Origin of the sequence: Serratia sp. CY76391 (genome assembly GCF_052166695.1) — a bacterium.
Classification (GTDB): domain Bacteria; phylum Pseudomonadota; class Gammaproteobacteria; order Enterobacterales; family Enterobacteriaceae; genus Serratia; species Serratia nematodiphila.
Genome location: NZ_JBJNOJ010000006.1, coordinates 305,040 through 330,535 on the forward strand (window position 1 = coordinate 305,040; position 25,496 = coordinate 330,535).

The 25,496-nt window shown below is 60.6% G+C and carries 23 protein-coding genes and 1 other annotated feature; of the genes, 14 read left to right on the plus strand and 9 right to left on the minus strand.

Annotation, left to right across the window (positions count from 1 at the left end; genetic code table 11):
* Positions 1 to 7: 7 nt before the first annotated feature.
* The 4 genes from serB (at position 8) to ACJ8PN_RS12330 (ending at position 5,287) form a co-directional block, all read left to right on the plus strand.
* The gene (gene serB / locus ACJ8PN_RS12315; RefSeq protein WP_004933052.1) at positions 8 to 985 is read left to right on the plus strand and encodes a phosphoserine phosphatase; all 978 of its coding nucleotides are present in this window, start codon (positions 8 to 10) and stop codon (positions 983 to 985) included.
* Positions 986 to 1,004: 19 nt separating this feature from the next.
* Positions 1,005 to 2,390 carry a DNA repair protein RadA gene (gene radA, locus ACJ8PN_RS12320; RefSeq protein WP_015376595.1) on the plus strand — a complete coding sequence of 462 codons (1,386 nt, stop codon included), beginning with the start codon at positions 1,005 to 1,007 and terminating at the stop codon, positions 2,388 to 2,390.
* Positions 2,391 to 2,448: 58 nt separating this feature from the next.
* Positions 2,449 to 3,720: a multifunctional transcriptional regulator/nicotinamide-nucleotide adenylyltransferase/ribosylnicotinamide kinase NadR gene (nadR, locus tag ACJ8PN_RS12325; protein WP_442534979.1), complete on the plus strand. Its 1,272-nt coding sequence runs from the start codon at positions 2,449 to 2,451 to the stop codon at positions 3,718 to 3,720.
* 133 nt (positions 3,721 to 3,853) lie between these two features.
* Positions 3,854 to 5,287: a glycosyltransferase family 39 protein gene (locus tag ACJ8PN_RS12330; RefSeq protein ID WP_442534980.1), complete on the plus strand. Its 1,434-nt coding sequence runs from the start codon at positions 3,854 to 3,856 to the stop codon at positions 5,285 to 5,287.
* A gap of 31 nt (positions 5,288 to 5,318) precedes the next feature.
* Here ACJ8PN_RS12330 and ACJ8PN_RS12335 read toward each other — a convergent pair whose 3' ends face one another.
* On the minus strand, positions 5,319 to 6,320 hold the full coding sequence (locus ACJ8PN_RS12335) for a zinc-binding alcohol dehydrogenase family protein (protein WP_033631747.1): 1,002 nt from the start codon (positions 6,318 to 6,320) through the stop codon (positions 5,319 to 5,321).
* A 97-nt stretch (positions 6,321 to 6,417) separates the two neighbouring features.
* Here ACJ8PN_RS12335 and ACJ8PN_RS12340 point away from each other — a divergent pair, with 97 nt between their 5' ends.
* Entirely contained in the window at positions 6,418 to 7,329 is a 912-nt protein-coding gene (locus ACJ8PN_RS12340) for a LysR family transcriptional regulator (RefSeq protein WP_004933035.1), read from the plus strand.
* Between the two features lie 30 nt (positions 7,330 to 7,359).
* Here the strand turns inward: ACJ8PN_RS12340 and ettA are convergent, their stop codons facing one another.
* From ettA to ACJ8PN_RS12360, 4 genes are all read right to left on the minus strand, one after another.
* Positions 7,360 to 9,027 (minus strand): energy-dependent translational throttle protein EttA, encoded by a 1,668-nt coding sequence (gene ettA / locus ACJ8PN_RS12345; protein WP_015376600.1) that lies wholly within the window; start codon positions 9,025 to 9,027, stop codon positions 7,360 to 7,362.
* 142 nt (positions 9,028 to 9,169) lie between these two features.
* Positions 9,170 to 9,667: an OmpA family protein gene (locus ACJ8PN_RS12350; RefSeq protein ID WP_015376601.1), complete on the minus strand. Its 498-nt coding sequence runs from the start codon at positions 9,665 to 9,667 to the stop codon at positions 9,170 to 9,172.
* A gap of 38 nt (positions 9,668 to 9,705) precedes the next feature.
* Positions 9,706 to 10,953, minus strand: a complete 1,248-nt coding sequence (locus ACJ8PN_RS12355) for a diguanylate cyclase domain-containing protein (RefSeq protein WP_004933026.1) — start codon at positions 10,951 to 10,953, stop codon at positions 9,706 to 9,708.
* The gene (locus ACJ8PN_RS12360) at positions 10,950 to 11,555 is read right to left on the minus strand and encodes a YfiR family protein (RefSeq protein WP_351107418.1); all 606 of its coding nucleotides are present in this window, start codon (positions 11,553 to 11,555) and stop codon (positions 10,950 to 10,952) included. Before ACJ8PN_RS12360 ends, ACJ8PN_RS12355 begins: the two co-directional genes overlap by 4 nt.
* A gap of 638 nt (positions 11,556 to 12,193) precedes the next feature.
* On the opposite strand from ACJ8PN_RS12360, the gene sltY reads away from it, so the two are divergent.
* Positions 12,194 to 14,122 (plus strand): murein transglycosylase, encoded by a 1,929-nt coding sequence (gene sltY, locus ACJ8PN_RS12365; RefSeq protein WP_253718505.1) that lies wholly within the window; start codon positions 12,194 to 12,196, stop codon positions 14,120 to 14,122.
* A 54-nt stretch (positions 14,123 to 14,176) separates the two neighbouring features.
* Positions 14,177 to 14,506: a trp operon repressor gene (gene trpR, locus ACJ8PN_RS12370; RefSeq protein WP_004933017.1), complete on the plus strand. Its 330-nt coding sequence runs from the start codon at positions 14,177 to 14,179 to the stop codon at positions 14,504 to 14,506.
* Between the two features lie 11 nt (positions 14,507 to 14,517).
* On the opposite strand, the gene yjjX is transcribed toward trpR, so the two are convergent.
* Entirely contained in the window at positions 14,518 to 15,036 is a 519-nt protein-coding gene (yjjX, locus tag ACJ8PN_RS12375) for an inosine/xanthosine triphosphatase (protein WP_004933015.1), read from the minus strand.
* 101 nt (positions 15,037 to 15,137) lie between these two features.
* Here yjjX and gpmB point away from each other — a divergent pair, with 101 nt between their 5' ends.
* On the plus strand, positions 15,138 to 15,785 hold the full coding sequence (gene gpmB, locus ACJ8PN_RS12380) for a 2,3-diphosphoglycerate-dependent phosphoglycerate mutase GpmB (RefSeq protein ID WP_004933012.1): 648 nt from the start codon (positions 15,138 to 15,140) through the stop codon (positions 15,783 to 15,785).
* Here the strand turns inward: gpmB and robA are convergent.
* The gene (gene robA, locus ACJ8PN_RS12385) at positions 15,782 to 16,651 is read right to left on the minus strand and encodes an MDR efflux pump AcrAB transcriptional activator RobA (RefSeq protein WP_015376605.1); all 870 of its coding nucleotides are present in this window, start codon (positions 16,649 to 16,651) and stop codon (positions 15,782 to 15,784) included. The genes gpmB and robA overlap by 4 nt on opposite strands.
* A 341-nt stretch (positions 16,652 to 16,992) precedes the next feature.
* Between robA and creA the strand changes: the two genes are divergently transcribed.
* A complete protein-coding gene (creA, locus tag ACJ8PN_RS12390; protein WP_004933005.1) occupies positions 16,993 to 17,472 on the plus strand; it encodes a protein CreA in 480 nt (159 codons plus the stop codon).
* Between the two features lie 51 nt (positions 17,473 to 17,523).
* Here the strand turns inward: creA and arcA are convergent, their stop codons facing one another.
* A complete protein-coding gene (gene arcA, locus ACJ8PN_RS12395) occupies positions 17,524 to 18,240 on the minus strand; it encodes a two-component system response regulator ArcA (protein ID WP_004933003.1) in 717 nt (238 codons plus the stop codon).
* Between the two features lie 629 nt (positions 18,241 to 18,869).
* Between arcA and ACJ8PN_RS12400 the strand changes: the two genes are divergently transcribed.
* From ACJ8PN_RS12400 to thrC, 5 genes are all read left to right on the plus strand, one after another.
* Positions 18,870 to 19,556 (plus strand): tRNA/rRNA methyltransferase, encoded by a 687-nt coding sequence (locus ACJ8PN_RS12400; protein ID WP_351107414.1) that lies wholly within the window; start codon positions 18,870 to 18,872, stop codon positions 19,554 to 19,556.
* A gap of 212 nt (positions 19,557 to 19,768) precedes the next feature.
* Entirely contained in the window at positions 19,769 to 19,837 is a 69-nt protein-coding gene (gene thrL / locus ACJ8PN_RS12405; protein ID WP_086581142.1) for a thr operon leader peptide, read from the plus strand.
* Positions 19,776 to 19,893 (plus strand) — a sequence feature (Thr leader region). It overlaps the preceding gene by 62 nt.
* Before the next feature lie 24 nt (positions 19,894 to 19,917).
* On the plus strand, positions 19,918 to 22,377 hold the full coding sequence (gene thrA, locus ACJ8PN_RS12410) for a bifunctional aspartate kinase/homoserine dehydrogenase I (protein WP_004932996.1): 2,460 nt from the start codon (positions 19,918 to 19,920) through the stop codon (positions 22,375 to 22,377).
* 1 nt (position 22,378) lies between these two features.
* Positions 22,379 to 23,308 carry a homoserine kinase gene (gene thrB / locus ACJ8PN_RS12415; RefSeq protein WP_004932993.1) on the plus strand — a complete coding sequence of 310 codons (930 nt, stop codon included), beginning with the start codon at positions 22,379 to 22,381 and terminating at the stop codon, positions 23,306 to 23,308.
* A 3-nt stretch (positions 23,309 to 23,311) separates the two neighbouring features.
* On the plus strand, positions 23,312 to 24,601 hold the full coding sequence (gene thrC, locus ACJ8PN_RS12420) for a threonine synthase (RefSeq protein WP_442534981.1): 1,290 nt from the start codon (positions 23,312 to 23,314) through the stop codon (positions 24,599 to 24,601).
* A gap of 46 nt (positions 24,602 to 24,647) precedes the next feature.
* Here thrC and yaaA read toward each other — a convergent pair whose 3' ends face one another.
* Complete coding sequence (gene yaaA / locus ACJ8PN_RS12425; RefSeq protein WP_437189344.1) at positions 24,648 to 25,424, minus strand: peroxide stress protein YaaA; 777 nt, start codon at positions 25,422 to 25,424, stop codon at positions 24,648 to 24,650.
* Between the last annotated feature and the right edge of the window lie 72 nt (positions 25,425 to 25,496).

A 25,496-nucleotide genomic window follows, 5' to 3' on the forward strand; every position in this document is an offset into this window, starting at 1 on the left:
GTCAATGATGTCAAACAGTCTGACCTATTGCGATCTTCCGGCGGAGATCTCTCAATGGCCGGGTCTTCCCCTTTCGCTCAGCGGCGACGAAGTGATGCCGCTGGACTACCGGGCGGGCAATACCGGGTGGCTGTTATACGGCAGGAAGCTGGACAAGGCGCGCATTACCCAATTCCAACGCAAGCTGGGCGCGGCGATGGTGATCGTCACCGCCTGGGGCGTGGACGACTATCAGGTGGTGCGCCTGGCGGGCACCTTGACGCCGCGCGCCAAGCTGTTGGCGGCGGAGAGCGGGCTGGACGTGGCGCCGCTCGGTAAGATCCCGCACCTGCGCACGCCGGGGCTGCTGGTGATGGACATGGATTCGACGGCGATCGAGATCGAATGCATCGATGAGATCGCCAAGTTGGCGGGCGTCGGCGAGCAGGTGGCGGAAGTCACCGAACGCGCGATGCGCGGCGAGCTGGACTTTACCGCCAGCCTGCGCCAGCGCGTCGGCACGCTGAAAGGGGCCGATGCCAACATCCTCAAGCAGGTGCGCGACGAGCTGCCGCTGATGCCGGGGCTGACCAGCCTGGTGGGCAAGCTGCAGGCGATGGGCTGGCATGTGGCGATCGCCTCCGGCGGCTTCACCTACTACGCCGAATACCTGCGCAACCGGCTGCGGCTGGTGGCGGCGGCGGCCAATGAGCTGGAGATCCGCGACGGCAAGCTGACCGGCGAAGTGCTGGGGCCGGTGGTGGACGCGCAGTTCAAAGCCGACACGCTGCTGCGGCTGGCGGAGAAGCTGGAGATCCCGCTGGCGCAAACCGTGGCCATCGGCGACGGCGCCAACGATTTGAAAATGATGCAGGCGGCGGGGTTGGGCATCGCCTACCACGCCAAGCCGAAAGTGTATGAAAAAGCGCAGGTATCGATCCGGCATGCGGATCTGATGGGCGTGCTGTGTATTCTCACCGGCAGCCTGAAACACGAAGTGCGATAACGAAAGATTGAGGTAAGACGTGGCAAAAGCGGCAAAACGGGCATTTGTGTGCAATGAGTGCGGGGCGGACTATCCGCGTTGGCAGGGGCAGTGCAGCGCCTGTCATGCCTGGAACACCATCACGGAAGTGCGTTTGGCCGCGTCGCCCGCAGCGGCGCGCAACGATCGCCTCAGCGGCTATGCCGGCGACGCCGGCGTCAGCAAGGTGCAGAAGCTGTCGGAAATCAGCCTGGAGGCGCTGCCGCGCTTCACCACCGGCTTTCTCGAGTTCGACCGCGTGCTGGGCGGCGGCGTGGTGCCCGGCAGCGCGATTCTGATCGGCGGCAACCCCGGCGCCGGCAAGAGCACCCTGTTGCTGCAGGTGTTGTGCAAGCTGTCCGAACAGATGAAAACCCTGTACGTCACCGGTGAGGAGTCGCTGCAGCAGGTGGCGATGCGCGCTCACCGTCTGGGGCTGCCGACCGGCGGCCTGAACATGCTGTCGGAAACCAGCATCGAGCAGATCTGCCTGATCGCCGAGCAGGAACAGCCGAAGCTGATGGTGATCGACTCGATTCAGGTGATGCACATGGCGGACATTCAGTCTTCGCCGGGCAGCGTGGCGCAGGTGCGGGAAACCGCCGCCTACCTGACGCGCTTCGCCAAGACGCGCGGCGTGGCGATCGTAATGGTCGGTCACGTCACCAAAGACGGCTCGCTGGCCGGGCCAAAAGTGCTGGAACACTGTATCGACTGTTCGGTGCTGCTGGACGGCGACGCCGATTCCCGCTTCCGTACCCTGCGCAGCCACAAGAACCGCTTCGGCGCGGTCAACGAGCTGGGGGTGTTCGCTATGACCGAACAGGGACTGCGCGAAGTCAGCAACCCATCGGCGATCTTCCTCAGCCGCGGCGATGAAGTCACTTCCGGCAGCTCGGTGATGGTGGTGTGGGAAGGCACCCGTCCGCTGCTGGTGGAGATCCAGGCGCTGGTGGATCACTCGATGATGTCCAACCCGCGCCGCGTGGCGGTGGGCCTGGAGCAGAACCGGTTGGCGATCCTGCTGGCGGTGCTGCACCGGCACGGCGGGCTGCAGATGTCGGATCAGGACGTGTTCGTCAACGTGGTCGGCGGGGTGAAAGTCAGTGAGACCAGCGCCGATCTGGCGTTGCTGATGTCGCTGGTCTCGAGCCTGCGCGATCGGCCGCTGCCGAACGATCTGGTGGTGTTCGGCGAAGTGGGGCTGGCGGGGGAAATTCGCCCGGTGCCGAGCGGCCAGGAGCGGATCGCCGAAGCGGCCAAGCACGGCTTCAAGCGCGCCATCGTGCCGCACGGCAATATGCCGAAGAAGCCGCCGGCCAACATGCAGGTGTTCGGGGTCAAGAAGCTGGCGGACGCGCTGGACGTGCTGGAAGAGTTTTATTAATGTCGCCGACGGCGAGCAAGATATGCTATTTTGTTTAGCATACTAAACGGAGGTGGCCATGCCGCAATTTGATTACCTGAAGACGTCCATCAAGCAAAAAGGCTGCACGTTGCAGCAGGTGGCGGATGCCAGCGGCATGACCAAGGGCTATCTGAGCCAGCTGTTGAACGACAAGATCAAAAGCCCGAGCGCGCAAAAGCTCGAAGCGCTGCACCGTTTTCTCGGGCTGGAGTTCCCGCGTAAAGAGGTTAAAGTCGGCGTGGTGTTTGGTAAATTTTACCCGCTGCACACCGGCCACATCTACCTGATCCAGCGCGCCTGCAGCCAGGTGGATGAGCTGCACGTCATTTTGTGCCACGACGAGCCGCGCGACCGCGAGCTGTTCGAGAACAGTTCGATGTCGCAACAGCCGACGGTCAGCGATCGCCTGCGCTGGCTGCTGCAGACCTTCAAGTACCAGAAAAACATCCATATCCACTCGTTCGACGAGCAGGGCATTGAGCCCTACCCGCACGGCTGGAACGTGTGGAGCGACGGCATGAAGGCCTTTATGGAACAGAAAGGCATCGTGCCGAGCTTTATCTATTCCAGCGAAGCGCAGGATGCGCCGCGTTACCGCGAGCATCTGGGCATCGAAACCATTCTGGTCGATCCCGAGCGTTCGTTCATGAACATCAGCGGCAATCAGATCCGCCAGGATCCGTTCCGCTACTGGGATTACATCCCGACCGAGGTGAAGCCGTTCTTCGTGCGCACCGTGGCGATCCTCGGCGGCGAGTCGAGCGGCAAATCGACGCTGGTCAACAAGCTGGCCAACATCTTCAACACCACCAGCGCCTGGGAATATGGCCGCGATTACGTGTTCTCGCACCTGGGCGGCGACGAGATGGCGCTGCAGTACTCCGACTACGACAAAATTGCCCTCGGGCAGGCGCAATACGTGGATTTCGCGGTCAAGTACGCCAACAAGGTGGCATTTATCGATACCGATTTCGTCACCACCCAGGCGTTTTGCAAAAAGTACGAGGGGCGTGAACACCCCTTCGTGCAGGCGCTGATCGACGAATACCGTTTCGATCTGGTGATCCTGCTGGAAAACAACACGCCATGGGTGGCGGACGGCCTGCGCAGCCTAGGCAGTACCGCCGATCGGCTGGCGTTCCAGCGCCTGCTGGAGGAGATGCTGCGCGCCAACAATATCGAGTATGTGCACGTTGAGTCCAGCGATTACGAAGAGCGCTTCCTGCGCTGCGTCGAGCTGGTGCAACAGCTGCTGGCGGCGGACGCCGGCCGGTTGAGCGCGCCCGCCCAGCGTCACGCCGCAGGCTGAGTAAAATTAGCGTAATGTGCGATCGAGGCGGCAGAAACGCCACCCAGGCGCACATTTAACGGCTTGTTTAAACATGGTTCATTCGACAGCGACTACGTTAAGCTTTTCTTTACAATAACGCTTAGAAGAAGACATGTCTTATCGCTTGCTCGCTCTTTGGTTGGTCTGCTATGCCGCAGCCTGGACGCTGCTGACTGTTTATCTCGATCCTACCCTGCCTTACGACGCCGTCGAGGCGCTCAACTGGGGCCTCAACGGCGAATGGGGCTCACCGAAAAACCCGTGGCTGGTCGGGGCGGCGATGCAGCCGGCGATCGGGTTTTCGTGGCTGCCGCTGAACCTGTACTGGTATGGCGGGCACTTCATCGCCATCGCCATCGGCATGTTGGGCGTCTGGCTGTTGGCGCGCCGGCTGAGCGGCAGCACCTCGCTGGCCTGGATGGCGCTGCTGACGCTCAACCTGTCCGGCATCATCAATTTCGACATCATTCCCTACAACGACAATTACCTGTTGGTGATGCTGTGGCCGTGGATGGCGCTGTTTTTCCACCTGGCTATATCGCGTTCGGCCAACTGGTGGCCGGCCTTCGCGCTGACGGCCGGTTTGGCGATGATGGCGAAGTACTCGACCTTCGCCTTCGTCTATTTCGCCGCGCTGTCGACGCTGTTCGTACCGCAGATCCGCCGCTGTTATCGCCAGCCGCAGTTCTATCTGGCGGTGGCGATCTGGTTGGCGCTGGTGTTGCCGAACGTGTTCTGGTTGTGGAACCACGATTTCGCCGCCTTCAAGTGGGTGGATTCGCAGATCAAGATGCAGCTCAATCTCGACATGCTGCAGTCGCTGCTGCTGGTGTTCTATCCATCGCTGGTGCTGTGGGGGATCCTGCGGCGCAGCGGGGCGGTGCTGGCCTGGCCATCGGCGTTGCCGATGCGGGTGTTGCTGTGGGTCTACCTGTTGCCGCTCGGCATCATTATCTTCTGGTTTTCTTTCAACGTCGGCGGCCGGCTGACCGAATGGCTGCAGCCGTTCTTCATGCTGGCGCCGGCGCTGTTGGTCGGTTGCGTGCGCCAGCCGCCGGTGCGTTCGCTGCGCGCGGCGACCATTGGTCTGATGTGCGCGGCGCTGGCGGTCTATCTGGGGTATGCCGCGGTGATGCTGGGCAACGTGCGCAACGCCGGCCAGAAAATGGTAGGTATCAAGGCGTTCAGCGCCGAGGTGGAGCGGCAGTGGCAGGAGCGGTATGGCGTTGAACTGCGCTACGTCGGCGGCGAATACCTGTCGCAGTGGATGACGGTGTACGCCGGTTCCCGGCCGCAGACCATTACGCGCTGGTCCAATCATACGCGGCCGAACATCTACAACGTCAACATCAGCTATCCGCAGATTGCGCAGCATGGCGTCGCCTTGTTCGGTCGGTTGGGTGAGGACTGCGCACACAGCGACTTCGGCGGCGAACTGGCCCACTGGCCGAAGATGCGCCTCGATTGGCAGCAGACGCTGACGTACCGCGCCGATCCGCAGAGCGACGAGCAGACGCTGTGCGTCGGCTTCGTTCGTCCGCAGTAACGGCGGCGCGCTGCGCCGCCGCGATTCAGGCTCAGTAAGCGATAACCAGCTTGCCTTGCATATGGCCGCCGAGCAGCTGTTGATGCGCGGCGGTCAGCGTGTCTACCGACAGCCCGTGCAGGGTTTCGCTCAGCGTGGTGCTCAGCTTGCCCTCGTCCAGCAGCTGCGCCACCTGCTGCAGGATCTTGCCCTGCTGCGCGATGTCCGGGGTGGTGAACATGCTGCGGGTGAACATGAATTCCCAGTGCAGCGCGGCGCTTTTCAGCTTCAGCGCGTTTTGATCCAACGGCTGCGCGTTCTCGACGATGGTGCAGATATGGCCGAGCGGCGCGATCAGTTCAGCCATCGCCGGCCAGTGGCCGTCGGTATCGTTCAGACACAGGATGTAATCCACCTGCTCGATGCCCTGCTGCGCCAGGTTGCCCTTCAGATCGCGGTAGTCCACCACCAGATCGGCGCCGCGCTCACGGCACCAGGCGGCGGATTCCGGTCTTGATGCGGTGGCGATCACTTTCACCTTGCTGCGCAGCGCGGCCAGCGGAATGGCCAGCGAGCCGACCCCGCCGGCGCCGCCGATGATCAGCAGCGTCTTGTGCTCCGGTGCGTCCTGAATGTTCAGGTGTTCGAACAGCGCCTCCCAGGCGGTGAGGGCGGTGAGCGGCATGGCGGCGGACTCGGCCCAGTTCAGGCTGCGCGGCTTGTGCGCGGCGATGCGTGAGTCGATCAGTTGGTGGCTGCTGTTGCTGCCGGGGCGGGTGATGTCGCCGGCGTACCACACTTCATCGCCGGGCTTGAAGCCGCTGACGCCGTTGCCCACGTCCACCACGACGCCGCTGGCGTCCCAGCCGAGAATGCGCGGCTGCTGCAGGCCGTTTTTCTGCAGACCGGCGTGCACTTTGGTGTCCACCGGGTTGACCGACGCCGCTTTCACTTCCACCAGCAGATCGTACTGGCCGGGAACCGGCATCTCCGGTGAGATTTCGATGAAATCGGCGGGGTTCTGCGGGTCTACGGCAATGGCTTTAATCGACATGATTGTACTCCTTTCAAATGATGCTCCCAGTGTAGACCCGCGACAGTGGGGTGATAAGATGGACAATATCTAACGGAGTGTTCGTTTAAGGTGAACAATGGAATTCAAACAACTGCAGGACATGGCGTTGTTCGCGCTGGTGGCGGAGTGCGGCAGTTTTACCGCCGCCGCGCAGCGCGTTGGGTTGCCGAAATCCAGCGTCAGCCAGCGCATCAGCCAGCTTGAGCAGACGCTGGGGCTACGGCTGCTCAATCGCACCACGCGCCAGCTGAACCTGACCTTCGCCGGTGAGCGTTATCTGGAACATTGTCAGGTCATGATGTCTGCTGCCGAGCGGGCCGATCTGGCGTTGCAGCGGCTGCGCGATAACCCGAGCGGCCGCCTGCGCATCTCGACGCCCGCCGGGCTGGGCGCGACCCTGGTGGCGCGGCTGGCAGCGGATTTTCAGCGCCAGTACCCGGACGTTTCGTTGGAGGTGTCGGTGTCCGACGCCATGGTGGATCTGGTGCAGGAAGGTTTCGACGCCGCGCTGCGCACCGGCAAGCCGCAGGACTCTTCGCTGATCGGCCGCCGTCTCGGGTATGCGCCGCGCTATCTGTTGGCCGCACCGTCCTATTTGGCGCAGCACCCGCCGATCGAACATCCGCAACAGCTGCAGCAGCATCGCTGCATCGCCCACCGCGCCTGGACGGCCTGGAACCTGCGCTGCGGCGATGACTACTACCGTTGGCAGCTGCCGCTGGCGCACACCACCGACAACCTGCTGTATGCGCGGGAATGCGCCATCGCCGGCGCGGGGATCACGCTGCTGCCGGCGTTTCTCAGCCGCGAGGTGGTGGCGCAGAAACTGTTGGTGGAGGTGCTGCCGGCGTGGCGCGCAGAAGGGAATGAGCTGTATCTGGTCTACCCGAGCCGCAAGCTGAATTCCGCGGCGTTGGCCTGCTTCATCGATGTGGTGCTGCAGCATCCGGCGTTCGACGACTACGCACGCGAGCTGACGCGGGAGTAAAAAAAGGCGCCGCATGCGGCGCCTTTCGTATTACTTGGCGATCTTCTTGTACTTGATGCGGTGTGGCTCGAGCGCGTCGGCGCCCAGCGTACGCTTCTTGTACTCTTCGTACTCGGTGAAGTTGCCTTCGAAGAATTCCACCTTGCCTTCGTCCTGGTAGTCCAGGATGTGGGTGGCGATACGGTCGAGGAACCAGCGGTCGTGCGAGATCACCATGGCGCAGCCAGGGAATTCCAGCAGGGCGTTTTCCAGCGCGCGCAGGGTTTCGATATCCAGGTCGTTGGTCGGTTCATCGAGCAGCAGTACGTTGCCGCCAACCTGCAGCAGCTTGGCCAGGTGCAGACGGCCACGCTCACCGCCGGACAGCTCGCCCACGCGTTTGCCCTGATCGACGCCCTTGAAGTTGAAGCGGCCGACATAGGCGCGGCTTGGCATCTCGGTGTTGCCGATGCGCATGATGTCCTGCCCGCCGGAGACTTCTTCCCACACGGTTTTCGAACCGTCCATGTTGTCGCGGAACTGATCGACGGACGCCAGCTTGACGGTGTCGCCCAGCACGATGCTGCCGGAATCAGGCTGCTCCTGGCCGGACATCATGCGGAACAGCGTGGATTTACCCGCGCCGTTCGGGCCGATGATGCCGACGATCGCGCCTTTCGGCACCGAGAACGACAGGTCGTCGATCAACAGGCGGTCGCCATAGGACTTACGCAGGTTGCTGACTTCGACCACTTTATCGCCCAGGCGTGCGCCAGGCGGAATGAACAGTTCGTTGGTTTCGTTACGTTTCTGGTATTCGGTGTTGTTCAGCTCTTCAAAGCGAGCCAGGCGGGCCTTGCCTTTGGACTGACGGCCTTTGGCGCCCTGACGCACCCACTCCAGCTCTTTCTCGATCGACTTGCGACGAGCGGCTTCGGCGGACGCTTCCTGTGCCAGACGCGCGTCTTTCTGCTCCAGCCAGGAGGAGTAGTTGCCTTCCCATGGAATGCCTTCACCGCGGTCAAGTTCGAGGATCCAGCCGGCCACGTTATCCAGGAAGTAACGGTCGTGGGTGATCGCCACGACGGTGCCTTCGAAGTCGTGCAGGAAGCGTTCCAGCCAGGCCACGGACTCGGCGTCCAGGTGGTTGGTCGGTTCGTCCAGCAGCAGCATGTCCGGCTTTTCCAGCAGCAGGCGGCACAGCGCGACGCGGCGGCGTTCACCCCCGGACAGATGGGCGATTTTGGCGTCCCAGTCCGGCAGGCGCAGCGCATCGGCGGCGCGTTCCAGCTGCGCGTTGAGGTTGTGACCGTCGTGCGCCTGAATGATCTCTTCCAGGCGGCCCTGTTCGGCGGCCAGCTTGTCGAAGTCTGCGCCTTCTTCCGCGTACAGCGCGTACACTTCGTCCAGGCGTTTCAGCGCGCCGACCACTTCCGCCAGCGCTTCTTCCACCGACTCACGCACGGTGTGTTCGAGGTTAAGCTGCGGCTCCTGCGGCAGGTAACCGATCTTGATGCCCGGCTGCGGGCGCGCTTCCCCTTCGATATCGGTATCGATGCCGGCCATGATGCGCAGCAGGGTGGACTTACCGGCGCCGTTCAGGCCCAGCACGCCGATTTTGGCCCCAGGGAAGAAGCTCAGGGAGATGTTTTTCAAAATATGACGCTTCGGCGGTACCACCTTGCCGACGCGGTGCATGGTATAGACGTATTGAGCCACGTTGCTCTAAGCCTCTCTATATCAGTATTTATAGGATGTCTGGCGGCATGAGTGTAGCCCGTTTCGATCTCGGATCCCAGACATCGCTCAGCGATCGCTAAGTATAACCGTTTATGCGCCGATAAAGGCGCATATTGGTGGCTTATGGCGTGACGACGATCGCGACGCGGCGGTTTTCCGCACGGCCGCTGGAGGTGCGGTTATCGGCAACGGGATCGCGCTTGCCCATGCCGCGGGTTTCGATATTGGCGCGTGGAATGCCGACGCTGGCCAGCAGATCGGCCACCGCATCGGCGCGGCGCAGGGAGAGCTGATCGTTATAGCTGTCTTCACCGTAGTTGTCGGTATGGCCGTCCAGGCGGAACTTGGTGATGCCGACGCTCAGCAGCGCACGGCCCATCTTCTGTACCGTCTCGGTGCTTTCCGGGTTCAGTTTGCCGATGTTGTTGCCGAACAGCACCTTATCCGACAGGCCGAACTCCCAGCCATTATCGGTCAGTTTGAAGCCCTGCGATTGCAACAGCGCGACCTGCTCGGGTGTCAGGCCCTGCGGTTTGCTCTGGCAGCCGGCGAGCGCCAGCAGAGCGACGAACATCATCGTCAGCAGTGAAAAACGGCCTTTAAAAAGTTGCTGTATCATAGTCAAAATCCCTAGTTCAAGTGTTATAGCCGGGGCTCTTATTTATGTATAGCCAGCCGCCAGCCTCCGTTATAACGATGCTTTGCCTGATACATCGCATCGTCAGCTTCGTGCAAAAGACCCTGAGGCGTCGATGCGTGATCAGGGTACAGCGCAATACCGATACTCAGAGAGGTGATGACCGCCTCGTCGTTCGGCAGAATGACCGGTTGCGTCATGCAGTCGATGATGTTGTCAGCGATCTGCAAGACATCTTCCGTGCTGTGTACCGGCGCCAGCAGCACGGCGAATTCGTCCCCTCCCAGGCGGGCGACCAGATCGGTCTCGCGCAGCTGCGCGCGAATGCGCCCGGCAATGGTGGTCAGCACCGCATCGCCTGCGGCGTGGCCGTAACTGTCGTTCACCTCCTTGAAGCGATCGCCGTCGATAAACAGCACCGCCAATTTCGCCGGCGGTTCGATATCGCCCAGCGCGCGGCTCAGCCGCCCTTCGAAGAAGGCGCGGTTCGGCAAGCCGGTCAGGCTGTCGTGCGTCGCCCGGTGAGCCAGCGAGTCGTTCTCCTGCTTCAGATGGGCCTGCCAGGCCTCCAGCTCGTCGAGCAAGCCGTTGAAATCGTTGCTGAGCTCATGCAGCTCGGCGATAGGGGCCGACGGCACCCGCAGGCCGAAGGTGCGATCGCGGCGCACCGCATGCGCCACGTTGGCGATGTCGTCCAGCGAACTGACGATGCCGACCAGCATGCGGCGCGACAGTACCAGAGCGCACAGGGTGCTGAGCACCAGGCAGGCGATCATGCCGACCATGCCGCGCAACAGGAAACGCAGCAGGCTGCCGCCGTTACCGCTCAGCCAGACCTGGCCGACCTGCTTGCCCTCGTGGGTGATAGGCAGAATGACCGGTTCGGGCAGCGCCCAGTGCGCGACGATCTGCTCCAGGCCGTGCAGCGGCCCATCGGTAGGATGGCGCCAGTTGGCCAGCATCTTGCCGTTGTTGTCGAGGATCCGCGCGTCCGATACCTCTTCGTTGGAGGATATCAGCATCAGCGCCTCGCGCGCGGCGGTGCGGTCTTCAAACACCACGGCGGCCTCGACGGTATAGCTGATGGAGCGCGCGATCAGGTGCAGGTTGTGATTGGCATAGGCGCGCAGCGCAAACAGCGCCACCAGCGTCAAAAAGATGCCGGCGGTGCCGACGGCGATCAGCGCCAGCCCAAGATGCACCCGCTGCAGCACTCGGCCCAGCGTCGGGCGCGCATTGCCGGAGCGGTTTTTACGCAACAGCCTCATAGCGGCGGCGCCTGTTTGCGTGCCAGCTGCAACACGTTGGGGTGAACGCGCACGCCGCTGCGCGCCAGAGCGTCCAGGTTGACTTTGAAACTGGCCTGGTCCCCATCAATCTGCAGGCAAAATGCGCTGCCGGCGGAGCATTCGCTATCGTTCTCGCTGATGCTGAGAATGGAGTTGCCGGAAATGCGCTGCATGAAATTTTGTCTCTGCGCGGCGGTGATGTTCCCTAAGTAGATGACATCACAGCCGGTACTCAGCGTTGGGCTATCGAACGGCACGCGCTCGGCTTTAATCGGACGCGGCGCGCTCAGCAGGATCGGATCGAACAGCCCTTCGGCATACCGGGTGGGTGCGGTCACGCACAAGCGGATCGGATTGGGTTCACGCGACCAGCGTGCGTAGCTGATGATGCCTACCACTACAGTCGTCACGGCGTGCGTGCGCTTTTGATAGGGATCAGCGGCGGCGTGCGCAGGCTCGGACAACGTCAGCAGCACCAACAAAACGATCAGCAGCAGGCGGCCGATATTCAGGCGTGCGTCAAGGAAGCCCGGTTCGGGGCTTTTTGCGCAACGCATCGCTATCGCGGTCTTATTCACCATCTTCACCCGCCATTCCGGCCTGATCCACTGCCCGCAGGCCGTGGCCTGACAAGGAAAAATCCGGCCCGCTTGAAGGGACAATCGTTTTGCTGAAAGCTGTCAGTCGCACTGCCTAATGAACACTATCTAACCCATAATTGGCGCGGATTGTATTATAAGATGTCTTCGTTGGGCGCTTTATGTGCTGTTTTCTCGGAATTATCTTACTTATTTTTGATAGTATAAAAATGCCTACCCGGGTTTGCCACCGCTTTTCTGCAAAGTTGGCGCGTTTAGCCCGCTGTCAGGCGATTTGCGCAACGGTGGCGCCATATAACAAATCAAATAATGTGGTGACTAATAATTAAAAAGTATTTTACTTCTCCAATAAGCGCCGGGGCAGCTAATAAAAATCCGGTGGCTGGAAATATCCCGCCGGCCTGATTTGTCAGCCAAAGTAAACGTTTTTACCTGGCCCGCGTCATGGCGATACACTTCTTCTTCTACAGTATTGAATGGATAAGCGATTGCGCTGTCTATGGTAGATATCCGCGTCCGGGCCGTGCGCCCGGCTTTATTTTGTCCCGCGGCGCCGTGGTGCGGCGGTCACCGGGGAGCTGGGCGGCTCCTGCGGTATAACCAGTGAGGAAAGAGCGAGGATGGTCAAGGTGGACAAGCGACGGCTGTTGGCAATGGGCCTGTGTCTGACGGCGTTTTCAGGCGCGGCGCTGGCGGATTCTCTGGATGCGCAACGTCAGCGTTACCAGCAGATCAAACAGGCGTGGGATGGCAATCAGATGGACGTGGTGGCGCAGCTGATGCCGACGCTGCGCGATTACCCGCTTTATCCTTACCTGGAATACCGCGAGCTGACACAGGATCTGAGCCAGGCGGGGTTCTCCGAGGTGAACGACTTTATCAAACGCCACCCGACGCTGCCGCCGGCGAAATCACTGGTGCCGCGTTTCGTCAATGAGTTGGCGCGGCGCGAAGACTGGCGCACCCTGTTGGCCTTCAGCGCGCAGCCGCCCAAACCGGTGGCGGCGCGCTGCAACTATTACTACGCCAAATGGGCCACCGGCGACCAGCAGGCGGCCTGGAGCGGCGCCGACGAGCTGTGGCTGAACGGCAAAACGCTGCCGGGCGCCTGCGATCGTCTGTTCAGCGTCTGGCGTGGCGCGGGCAAGCAAACGCCGCTGGATATTCTGGCGCGCATGAAGCTGGCGCTGAAAGAGGGTAACAGCTCGCTGGTCAGCAACCTCTACAGCCAGCTGCCGGCCGACTACCAGACCATGGGCAACGCCCTGGTGCGCTTGCAAAACGATCCGACCACCGTGGAAGCCTTCGCCCGCAGCGTGGGGCCGACTGACTTTACCCGCGCCGCTACCGGCATCGCCTTTGAACGCCTGGCGCGGCAGGATGTGGAAAACGCACGGGCGATGATCCCGACGCTCGCGCGACTGCAGAAAATGAGCGACGACGAACGGCTGGGGTTGGAAGAGGCGGTGGCCTGGCGCCTGATGGGCAGCGACGCTACCTACGAGCAGGCGCAGTGGCGCGATCGGGTGATCCTGCGCAGCCGTTTGCCTTCGCTGTTGGAGCGCCGGGTGCGCATGGCGTTGGGCAACGGCGATCGGCAGGGCGTCGCGACCTGGCTGGCCCGCCTGCCGGAAGAGTCGCGCAACAAGGATGAGTGGCGCTACTGGCGCGCCAGTCAACTGATGGACGAAGGCAAACGCGCCGAAGGCGAGGAGATGTTGCGTAACCTGATGACCGAACGCGGCTTCTATCCGATGGTCGCGGCGCAGAAGCTGAACGCCACTTATCCGGTGATGGTGGCGGTGGCGGCCAAGCCGCGCACGTCGCTGGTCGACGGGCCGGAGGTCGCCCGGGTGCGCGAGCTGATGTACTGGAATATGGACAACCTGGCCCGCAGCGAGTGGGGCTCGTATGTCGCCAGCCGCAGCCGGCCGGAACAAGAAGCGCTGGCGCGCTACGCCTTTGAGCAAAAATGGGCCGATCTGAGCGTGCAGGCGACCATCGTCGGCAAGCTGTGGGATCATCTGGAGGAACGCTTCCCGGTCGCCTGGCCGCAGGAGTTCCGCCGCGCGACCGATGACAAGGGGATCACCACCAGCTACGCGATGGCGATCGCGCGTCAGGAGAGCGCCTGGAATCCGAAAGCGCAGTCGCCGGTTGGCGCTACCGGCCTGATGCAGGTGATGCCGCGCACCGCGCAGCATACGGTGCAGATGTTCAATATTCCCGGTTACGTCGGCCCGAGCCAGCTGTTCGATCCACAGACTAACATCACCATCGGCACCAGCTATCTGGAGTCGGTCTATCAGCAGTTCGGCCGCAACCGCATTCTGTCGAGCGCCGCCTATAATGCCGGCCCGTCGCGGGTGAATACCTGGCTGGGCAACAGCGCGGGGCGGATCGATCCGGTGGCATTCATCGAAAGCATTCCGTTCTCTGAAACCCGAGGCTACGTCAAGAATGTGTTGGCCTATGATGCGTTTTACCGCTATCTGACGCACCGGCCGGCCAAGGTGCTGACCGACGCCGAGTGGCAGAGACGTTATTGATTTTGACGGCCCTATGGTATGCTGCTGTACTAGTTAAATAGTATGGTGGCTGCCATGACGCAATTATCGTTAAACGACCCCGCTCTTTCAGAACAAGGCAATGAGGATTGGCTGCGCTTCGTCGCGCTGCTGCAGAATTCGTTTGCGCAAGAACTGCATCAACCGCTGCTGCAGCTGATGTTGACGCCGGACGAGCGCACCGCGCTGGGCACCCGGGTGCGAATCATCCAGGAACTGATGCGCGGCGAGATGAGCCAGCGCGAGCTGAAAAATGAACTGGGCGCGGGGATCGCCACCATCACCCGCGGATCGAACAGCCTGAAAGCGGCTTCACCCGAGCTTAAACAGTGGCTTGAGCAGCAGCTGTTGCATGACGCGCCCTAGCGGGCTCGGTGCTATTGCTGGTAGATGGCGTTGTGAAACGGCACCAGCGCCAGCAGCAGCGCCTGGTGATAAACGCTGGTGCGGCTCAGCCGGCCGTCGGTGAAGACGCCGATGGCGCCGCCCTGGCGCTTCACCTCGGCATTGCCGGTGATCGCCGCCATTTCGCTGCCCAATTCGCGACCGGCGCGAATACCTTGTAAGATGACCTCCGGCAGCATCAGGCTCGCCGAGCGGGATTCACCGCGGATGTGCGGGTTCTCTATGGTCATCCAGGCGAAGGTCATATTCTCTTCAATCCCGGCTTCCACGCCGACCCAAAAATCGGCCTCGGGCCTGACCTGGCGCGCTTCCATCACGCGTTGACGCGAGCCGGTGCGGGTTTCGTGATTGCCTATCGGCTGCAGCGAGACACCGCTGGCGACGTCAACGGATTCAATGCGGTATTGGCCTGCGCCAAAGACGTCATCGAAGGCCAGTTGAATAGCCTTGATCTTTGCCGGGTTGGTAGTTGCAGCGACAACATGGTACATAACGGGTTTGATATCCTTCTGGCCGATACGCCGGGCAGCGGCAAAAGCGCCACCGGGCCGGGGATAAATGCAAATTTCACGCAGTATAACGGAAAACAAAAATGTTACAGGTATACCTCGTTCGCCATGGCGAAACGGAATGGAACGCGGCTCGCCGCATCCAGGGTCAGTCCGACAGCCCGTTAACCGCCATGGGTGAACACCAGGCCCGTCTGGTCGCCAGGCGCGTCAGCAAAGAAGGCATTACGCACATCATTACCAGCGATCTGGGGCGCACGCGCCGCACCGCACAGATCATCGCCGACGCCTGTGGCTGCGAAGTGATTAGCGATCCGCGTTTGCGTGAGCTGCACATGGGGGTTCTGGAAGAACGCCTGATCGACAGTTTGACGCCGCAGGAAGAGCAGTGGCGCAAACAGATGGTCGATGGTACTCCTGACGGCCGAATCCCTCAAGGCGAATCCATGGAGGAGCTGGGCGAGCGCATGCGCGCCGCGCTGGAGAGTTGCCTGATGCTGCCTGAAGGCAGCAAGCCGCTGCTCGTCAGTCATGGTATCGCGTTGGGGTGTTTGATCAGTACGGTGCTGGGGCTGCCGGCCTATGCGGAACGCCGCCTGCGCTTGCGCAATTGCTCACTGTCGCGCGTCGATCACCAGCAGAGCCCGTGGCTGGCATCCGGCTGGATCGTGGAAACGGCGGGCGATGTCACGCATTTGGACATGCCCGCGTTGGACGAACTGCAGCGTTAACGCCGAATCGGGATCAGGTAATCGCACTTGATCTCGATAGGTGCCTGATGCGGACGGCGCTCGCCTTTCGGATAGAAGCGCTCGATGTCGTGCCCTTTGCGGCGCGTCAGCTGGAGCGCCGGCAGGCAGGTGCCGTAGACCGTCAGAATAAAGTCTTGCAGTCCCTCGGTGGGCCCTTCGTAGCTGAACATCGCAAACTCACCGCCCGGCAACACCAGCGGCTGGCCTTCCTGTACCTTGTCAGGCACCTGATCCGGCTCCAGCGCCGTGGTGTACAGCACTTCCTGTTCGTCGTCCTTCTCCTGGCTCGGTCGCGAGTGGTGCAGCCCGTACAGCACCGGCGGCAGGGTTTCGACGTCACCGAGGAACTGACGCCAGAACTGTGAGCGCAGTTCGGTGCGCACGGTGGTGATCTGTTCCAGCGTACAGGAGTAGCTTTGGGTCAGGCCGACCAGCTGCTTGTCCGGCAGCGAGACGAATTCCGGCTGCGGCAGGGTGAAGGCCCCCAGACGGATCGGCGGACAGATGCCGAATGCATTCCAGTCTTCGGCGCGGCGGTACAGCGCCGGCGTTTGCGCAAACTGTTTTTTGAAGGCGCGGGTGAAGGTCTGCTGCGAGTCGAAGCGATATTGCAGGGCGATATCCAAAATCGGCCGGCTGGTCAAACGCAGCGCGACGGCGGCTTTGGAGAGCCTCCTTGCCCGGATGTAAGCACCGATGGCGTTACCGGTAATATCTTTGAACATCCGTTGCAGATGCCATTTGGAGTAGCCTGCCTTGGCCGCCACGTTATCCAGCGACAAGGGTTGGTCCAAATGGCTTTCCAGCCAGCTAAGCAGATCACGAATGATACCGGCTTGATCCATAGATCTTCCTCGTAAAGCTTGGGGGTAGGAACCCGAACTGTTGATTCGTCACGCTGGTGCTGCGCTATCAGACCGATCCATGAGCCATTATGCGTTGCACTCTTTGCCTCTGCTGCGCATGCCGCGCCAGAGTTGGATTGGGGTACACCGTAGTGGGCGCAAAGAAATAACGACGCCGCATCATAGCAATTTTTTTACTCCGCGACTCTCAAAGATTTTTGTCACGCTCTGTGCTAAAACGGACAGTGCGGACCCGTAAAAACCGATTCCGTGAGCTTAGACATAAATAATGGCGACCGCCGAACCTATTTTTGCGGCAAGGTTATACCGGAGTTAAGTAAATGAAAAAAAGCTGGATATTTTTATTCGGTTTGGTTTGCGCAACCGTTGGCAGCGCGCAGGCGGAGCAGGTGGGCTCCGTTGATACGGTGTTTAAATTGTTGGGGCCGGACCACAAAATCGTGGTGGAAGCGTTCGACGATCCGGATGTTAAAAATGTAACTTGTTATATCAGCCGCGCCAAAACCGGCGGCATCAAAGGCGGCCTGGGGCTGGCGGAAGACACCGCCGACGCGGCCATTTCCTGCCAGCAGGTGGGGCCTATCGAGCTGAGCGACAAGATCAAAAACGGCAAGGCGGAAGGTGATGTGGTGTTCCAGAAACGCACCTCGCTGGTGTTCAAGAAGTTGCAGGTGGTGCGCTTCTATGACGCCAAGCGCAATTCGTTGATTTACCTGAGCTACTCCGACAAGGTGATCGACGGTTCGCCGAAGAACGCGTTGAGCGCGGTGCCGATCATGCCATGGGCTGAGACGAAATAAAAAAACGGGGTTCAGCATGCTGAACCCCGTTTTCATGACGGCAGGCCGGAATTACTCTTCCAGATCGCCGCAGAAGCGGTAGCCTTCGCCGTGAATGGTGGCGATGATTTCCGGCGTATCCGGCGTCGATTCGAAGTGTTTGCGAATGCGACGGATAGTGACGTCCACGGTGCGGTCATGCGGCTTCAGCTCGCGGCCGGTCATTTTCTTCAGCAGTTCGCCGCGCGACTGGATCTTGCCCGGGTTTTCGCAGAAGTGCAGCATGGCGCGGAATTCGCTGCGCGGCAGCTTGTACTGTTCGCCGGCCGGGCTGATCAAAGAGCGGCTGTTGATGTCCAGCTCCCACCCGTTGAACTTGTAGCTCTCGACCAGACGGCGCTCTTCGCCGAGGCTGCCCAGGTTCATGGTGCGCGACAGCAGGTTACGCGCGCGGATGGTCAGCTCACGCGGGTTGAACGGCTTGGTGATGTAATCGTCGGCGCCGATTTCCAGGCCGAGGATTTTGTCCACTTCGTTATCGCGACCGGTCAGGAACATCAAGGCGACGCTGGCCTGTTCACGCAGTTCGCGCGCCAACAGCAGGCCGTTTTTGCCTGGCAGGTTGATGTCCATGATGACCAGATTGATATCATTTTCAGACAGGATATTGTGCATCTCTGCACCATCATTGGCTTCATGAACAATGTAGCCTTCCGCCTCGAAAATGCTCTTCAGGGTGTTACGAGTGACTAACTCGTCTTCGACAATCAGAATGTGCGGGGTCTGCATATTTGCTACCTAAAATTGCCAACAAAATAGAAAATCGGAAGTACAGAAGTCTTTGTTTTCTTAGAGGAGGGCAGAGATAGCGCCACGTTCCCTCTCAGCAAATGACTAAAGTACGTAAACTCGTTCTTGATGCACTTTCCATCTCATGTCAACAAGATCGCTAGCCTGGTGGGGATGCTGTTCCCTACAACCCCTTGGGTGCCGAAACGGCGCATATCCTAACCCCATTAACAGCAATATAACAGCGCGTGCCGAATTCATCACCCAACAAAACTACGCTTTGTTGACATATATCAAATTCAATTGTAGCACGTTAACAGATTTGTGAAAAACACTTACAGAAATGCCAGTTTAAGTCACAGAACCTCAAATTCTGTGAACGATTCAGCATTATCCGGCCCGATAGGATACAATTATTCGCTTATTGATCATCGCGTTGTTTTAACTTATTGATAAATAAACGCAGTAAAACATAAGCGCGAATAATGACTATTACGACGGGTTTATTCGTTCAACGAGCCGTTTAATCTTGTTTGTTGCTATTAACGCGTTTATTGTTGCGTAATTGTAAATATAAGCGGGCGCTGCGCCATCGTCAAAAACGCAGGCCCGCCTTCGGTGGAAGAGTCATGCAGCTTCATATTGTTTTAGTGGCTCCGGCGCGGCCGGAAAATGTCGGCGCGGCGGCGCGCGCGATGAAAACCATGGGCTTCACGTCGTTGCGCATCGTCAACAGCGAAGCGCACCTGCAGCCGGCGGCGCGCTGGGTAGCGCACGGTGCCGGCGAGATCCTCGACGGCGTGCAAACGTTCGCCACGCTGGAACAGGCGCTGGCGGGCGTGGATTTTACCGTCGCCACCACCGCCCGCAGCCGCGCGCGCTTTCACTACTACTGTACGCCGCCCGAACTGCTGGAACAGCTGAGCGAGCGTAAGCAGTGGGTCGGCCAGGCCGCGCTGGTGTTCGGCCGCGAAGATTCCGGCCTGACCAACGAAGAGCTGGCGCTGGCGGACTTGCTGACCGGCGTGCCGATGCAGGCGGACTATCCGTCGCTTAACCTGGGCCAGGCGGTGATGGTTTACTGCTACCAGCTGGCGAGCCTGATGGGTGTCAGTACACCGCAGGAAACGGCGGCGTCGGAAGGGCAGCTCAAGGCGCTGCGCCGCCGCGCCGATGCCTTGTTGAACGCGTTGGAGGTCGGCGATGACCAAAAATTGCGCGACTGGCTGCACCAGCGCCTCGGCGCGCTGCAACAGCGAGATACGGCGATGCTGCATACGCTGCTGCACGACATCGAAAAAAAACTCGCCAAGTGATAGCGGCTCCATCAGACGGTTACCCAGCGTGATCCACTAGTAAATCGGCTTTAAGTTGTTTTTTTGTTCTGTCATTTTGCTTTTCACCTGTTGCATCGCGCATTACCGCCGCTGAACGGAAAATAAGCAAAAAAAAGAAATAGTTTGACTTGGGATAGCGATTGCTTTAACCAATAGAGGGGACAGAGTATTTCATGAGACAGACAGACAACATGCGCAACATCAGCCTGAAAACCACAATTATTACCACCACCGATACCACAGGTAACGGGGCGGGCTGACGCGCACAGGAAACACAGAAAAAAGCCCGCACCTAATCAGTGCGGGCTTTTTTTTCGGCTTAAATTCGGAGAGATCACACATGCGAGTGCTGAAATTTGGCGGAACCTCGGTGGCGAATGCAGAACGTTTTCTGCGCGTCGCCGACATCATGGAGAGTAATGCGCGTCAGGGACAGGTAGCCACGGTCTTGTCCGCCCCCGCAAAGATCACCAACCATCTGGTGGCAATGATCGACAAAACGGTGGCGGGCCAGGACATTCTGCCGAATATCAGCGACGCCGAGCGGATCTTTGCCGACCTGCTGAGCGGGCTGGCGCAGGCTCTGCCGGGCTTTGAATACGATCGTTTGAAAGGCGTGGTCGATCAGGAGTTCGCGCAGCTCAAACAGGTGTTGCACGGGGTCTCGCTGTTGGGTCAGTGCCCGGACAGCGTCAACGCGGCGATCATCTGCCGCGGCGAAAAGCTCTCCATCGCCATCATGGAAGGGGTGTTCCGCGCCAAGGGTTATCCGGTCACGGTGATCAACCCGGTGGAGAAGCTGCTGGCGCAGGGCCACTACCTGGAGTCTACCGTGGATATCGCCGAGTCCACGCTGCGCATCGCCGCCGCGGCGATCCCGGCCGACCACATCGTGCTGATGGCCGGTTTCACCGCCGGCAACGATAAGGGTGAGCTGGTGGTGCTGGGCCGCAACGGCTCGGACTATTCCGCCGCGGTGCTGGCCGCCTGCCTGCGCGCCGACTGTTGCGAAATCTGGACCGACGTCGACGGCGTGTATACCTGCGATCCGCGCACCGTGCCGGACGCCAGGCTGCTGAAATCGATGTCGTACCAGGAGGCGATGGAGCTTTCCTATTTCGGCGCCAAAGTGCTGCACCCTCGCACCATCACGCCGATTGCCCAATTCCAAATCCCTTGCCTGATAAAAAACACCTCCAACCCGCAGGCTCCCGGCACGCTGATCGGCAAAGACAGCACCGATGCCGATATGCCGGTGAAAGGCATCACCAACCTGAATAATATGGCGATGATCAATGTCTCCGGCCCGGGCATGAAAGGCATGGTCGGCATGGCTGCACGGGTGTTCGCCGTGATGTCGCGCGCCGGCATTTCGGTGGTGTTAATCACCCAATCCTCTTCCGAATACAGCATCAGCTTCTGCGTGCCGCAGGGCGAACTGCAGCGCGCCCGCCGAGCGCTGGAGGAGGAGTTCTATCTGGAATTGAAAGATGGCGTGCTGGATCCGCTGGACGTCATGGAGCGCCTGGCGATCATCTCGGTAGTCGGCGACGGCATGCGCACCCTGCGTGGCATTTCAGCGCGCTTCTTCTCCGCGCTGGCGCGCGCCAACATCAATATCGTCGCCATCGCCCAGGGCTCTTCCGAGCGTTCAATCTCGGTGGTGGTCAGCAATGATTCCGCCACCACCGGCGTGCGCGTCAGCCACCAGATGCTGTTCAACACCGATCAGGTGATCGAAGTGTTCGTCATCGGCGTCGGCGGCGTCGGCGGGGCGTTGATCGAGCAGATCTACCGCCAGCAGCCGTGGCTGAAGCAAAAACATATCGATCTGCGGGTGTGCGGCATCGCCAACTCGCGCGTGATGCTGACCAACGTGCACGGCATCGCGCTCGACAGCTGGCGGGACGAGCTGGCCGGCGCGCAGGAGCCGTTCAATCTCGGCCGCCTGATCCGGCTGGTGAAGGAGTATCACCTGCTGAACCCGGTGATCGTCGATTGTACCTCCAGCCAGGCGGTGGCCGATCAGTATGTGGACTTCCTGGCGGACGGCTTCCATGTGGTAACGCCGAACAAAAAGGCCAACACCTCGTCGATGAACTATTATCAGCAACTGCGCGCCGCCGCCGCCGGTTCGCACCGCAAGTTCCTCTACGACACCAACGTCGGCGCCGGTCTGCCGGTGATCGAGAACCTGCAAAACCTGCTGAACGCCGGCGATGAGCTGGTGCGTTTCTCCGGCATCCTGTCCGGTTCGCTGTCCTTTATCTTTGGCAAGCTGGACGAAGGGCTGTCGCTGTCGGCGGCGACTCTGCAGGCCAGAGCCAATGGCTACACCGAGCCGGATCCGCGCGACGATCTGTCCGGTATGGACGTGGCGCGCAAGCTGCTGATCCTGGCGCGCGAAGCCGGTTACAAGCTGGAGCTGAGCGATATCGAGGTCGAGCCGGTGCTGCCGCCGTCCTTCGACGCGTCGGGCGACGTGGAGCATTTCCTGGCGCGGCTGCCGGAACTGGATAAAGAGTTCGCGCGCAACGTGGCCAATGCCGCCGAGCAAGGCAAGGTGCTGCGCTATGTCGGCCTGATCGACGAAGGGCGCTGTAAGGTGCGTATCGAGGCGGTGGACGGCAACGATCCGTTGTATAAAGTGAAGAACGGCGAGAACGCGCTGGCCTTCTACAGCCGTTATTATCAGCCGCTGCCGCTGGTGCTGCGCGGCTACGGTGCCGGTAACGATGTGACCGCAGCGGGCGTGTTCGCCGATCTGCTGCGCACACTGTCATGGAAGTTGGGAGTTTAATATGGTTAAGGTGTATGCACCGGCCTCGATCGGTAACGTCAGCGTCGGTTTTGATGTGCTGGGCGCGGCGGTTTCGCCGATCGACGGCACGCTGCTGGGCGACTGCGTCAGCGTGGAAGCCGCCGAGACGTTCAGTCTGCAAAACGCCGGGCGCTTCGTCAGCAAGCTGCCAGCCGAGCCGAAAGAGAACATCGTTTATCAATGCTGGGAGCGTTTCTGCCAGGAGATCGGCCGCGAAGTGCCGGTGGCGATGCGGCTGGAAAAGAACATGCCGATCGGATCGGGGCTGGGCTCCAGCGCTTGTTCGGTGGTGGCTGGGCTGATGGCGATGAACGAATTTTGCGATCGCCCGCTGGATAAGACGACGCTGCTCGGTCTGATGGGCGAGCTGGAAGGCCGCATTTCCGGCAGTGTGCATTACGACAACGTGGCGCCCTGCTATCTGGGCGGCCTGCAGCTGATGCTGGAAGAAGAAGGCATTATCAGCCAGGAAGTGCCGTGCTTTGACGATTGGCTGTGGGTTATGGCCTATCCGGGCATCAAGGTCTCCACCGCCGAAGCGCGCGCCATTTTACCCGCGCAGTACCGCCGTCAGGATTGCATCAGCCACGGCCGTTATCTGGCCGGCTTTATTCACGCCTGCCACACCCGGCAGCCGCAGCTGGCCGCCAAATTAATGCAGGACGTGATTGCCGAGCCGTACCGCACCCGGCTGCTGCCGGGCTTCGCCGAAGCGCGCAAGGCGGCGCAGGAGATCGGCGCGCTGGCCTGCGGCATCTCCGGCTCCGGCCCGACGCTGTTCGCCGTGTGCAACGACGGCGCCACCGCGCAACGCATGGCCGCCTGGCTGCAACAACACTATCTGCAAAACGATGAAGGTTTTGTTCATATTTGCCGTCTGGATACCGCAGGCGCTCGACTACTGGGATAACGCATGAAACTGTACAACCTTAAGGATCACAACGAGCAGGTCAGCTTCGCGCAGGCGATCAAACAAGGCCTGGGCAAGCAGCAGGGGCTGTTCTTCCCGCTGGAGCTGCCGGCGTTCGAACTGACCGAGATCGACCAACTGCTGGAGCAGGACTTTGTCACCCGCAGCAGCCGCATTCTGTCGGCCTTTATCGGCGAAGAAGTGCCGGAGGCGGCGCTGAAGAAACGCGTGCAGGCCGCCTTTGAGTTTCCGGCACCGGTGGCGAAAGTGACGGAAGACGTCTCCTGCCTGGAGCTGTTCCACGGCCCGACGCTGGCGTTCAAAGACTTCGGTGGCCGCTTTATGGCGCAGATGCTGGCGGAAGTGGCCGGCGATCAGCCAGTGACCATTTTGACCGCCACCTCCGGCGACACCGGCGCCGCCGTGGCGCATGCCTTCTACGGCCTGAAAAACGTACGGGTGGTGATCCTGTATCCACAGGGTAAAATCAGCCCGCTGCAGGAAAAGCTGTTCTGCACCCTGGGCGGCAATATTCACACCGTGGCGATCGACGGCGACTTCGACGCCTGTCAGGCGCTGGTAAAGCAGGCGTTCGACGATCAGGAATTGAAAGACGCGCTGCACCTGAACTCGGCCAACTCGATTAACATCAGCCGTTTGCTGGCGCAGATTTGCTACTACTTCGAAGCGGTGGCGCAGCTGCCGCAGGAAGCGCGCAATCAGCTGGTGATTGCGGTGCCGAGCGGCAACTTTGGCGATCTGACCGCCGGGCTGCTGGCCAAATCGCTGGGCTTGCCGGTGAAGCGCTTCATCGCCGCCACCAACGCCAACGACACCGTGCCGCGCTTCCTGACCAGCGGTCAGTGGCAGCCGCACGCTACGGTCGCGACGCTGTCCAACGCCATGGACGTGAGCCAGCCGAACAACTGGCCGCGCGTGGAGGAGCTGTTCCGTCGTAAGGTCTGGCAACTGAAAGAGCTGGGGCACGCGGCGGTCAGCGACGAGACCACCAAAGACACGATGCGTGAACTGGCCGAGCTGGGCTATATCTCCGAACCGCATGCGGCCATCGCCTACCGCGCGCTGCGCGATCAGCTGCAGGAAGGGGAGTTCGGTCTGTTCCTCGGCACCGCGCATCCGGCCAAGTTTAAAGAGAGCGTGGAAGCGATCCTCGGCCAGGAACTGCCGTTGCCGAAAGCGCTGGCGTTGCGGGCCGATCTGCCGCTGCTGTCGCACACGCTGCCGGCCAGTTTCGGCGAGCTGCGCACGTTCCTGATGGCGCTGCCGGCCTGAAGTTCGGCCGGCTAAAATGCGAAAAGCCGTCTTGCGACGGCTTTTTTTATGCCTGTTCCGGGCGTTTGAACACCAGCTCGTTGCCCTGCGAGGCGGCTTCGTCGAAGGCGTAGCCTTCCAGGTTGAAGTCCACCAGCTGTTCGCTGCGCGTCAGGCGGTTTTTGATGATAAAGCGGCTCATCAACCCGCGCGCTTTCTTGGCGTAGAAGCTGATGACCTTGAACTTGCCGTTCTTCTCGTCGAGGAACACCGGTTTGATCAGCGCGCCATGCAGCTTGGCCGGTTTCACCGCTTTGAAATACTCGTCGGAGGCGAGGTTGACCACCACGTCGTCGCCCTGCTGCTCCAGCGCTTCGTTGAGTTTTTGGGTGATCTGATCGCCCCAGAAACTGTACAGATCTTTGCCCTTCGGGTTTTCCAGCTTGATGCCCATCTCCAGCCGGTACGGCATCATCAGATCGAGCGGGCGCAGCACGCCATACAGGCCGGACAGCATGCGCAAATGCTGTTGGGCGAAGTCGAAATCGGCTTCGTTGAAATCCTGCGCCTGCAGGCCGGTGTAAACGTCGCCCTTGAACGCCAGCAGCGCCTGGCGGGCGTTGTCCGGGGTAAATTTCGGCTGCCATTCGCTAAAGCGCGCGGCGTTGAGCCCGGCCAGCTTGTCGCTGATGCTCATCAGGCTGGCGATTTGCGCCGGCGTCAGCGCGCGGCAAATTTTGATAAGCCGTTGAGACTTGTCCAGCAGTTCGGGCTGCGTGAAGCGTTGTGTCGCCAGCGGGCTGTCGTAATCGAGCGTTTTTGCAGGGGAAATAATAACGAGCATGGCCAGATCCTGTTTATCCAAGTGCGCATACTGTAGCAAAAAGCGCGGAAAAAAGGGGCAATCGGTCCAATA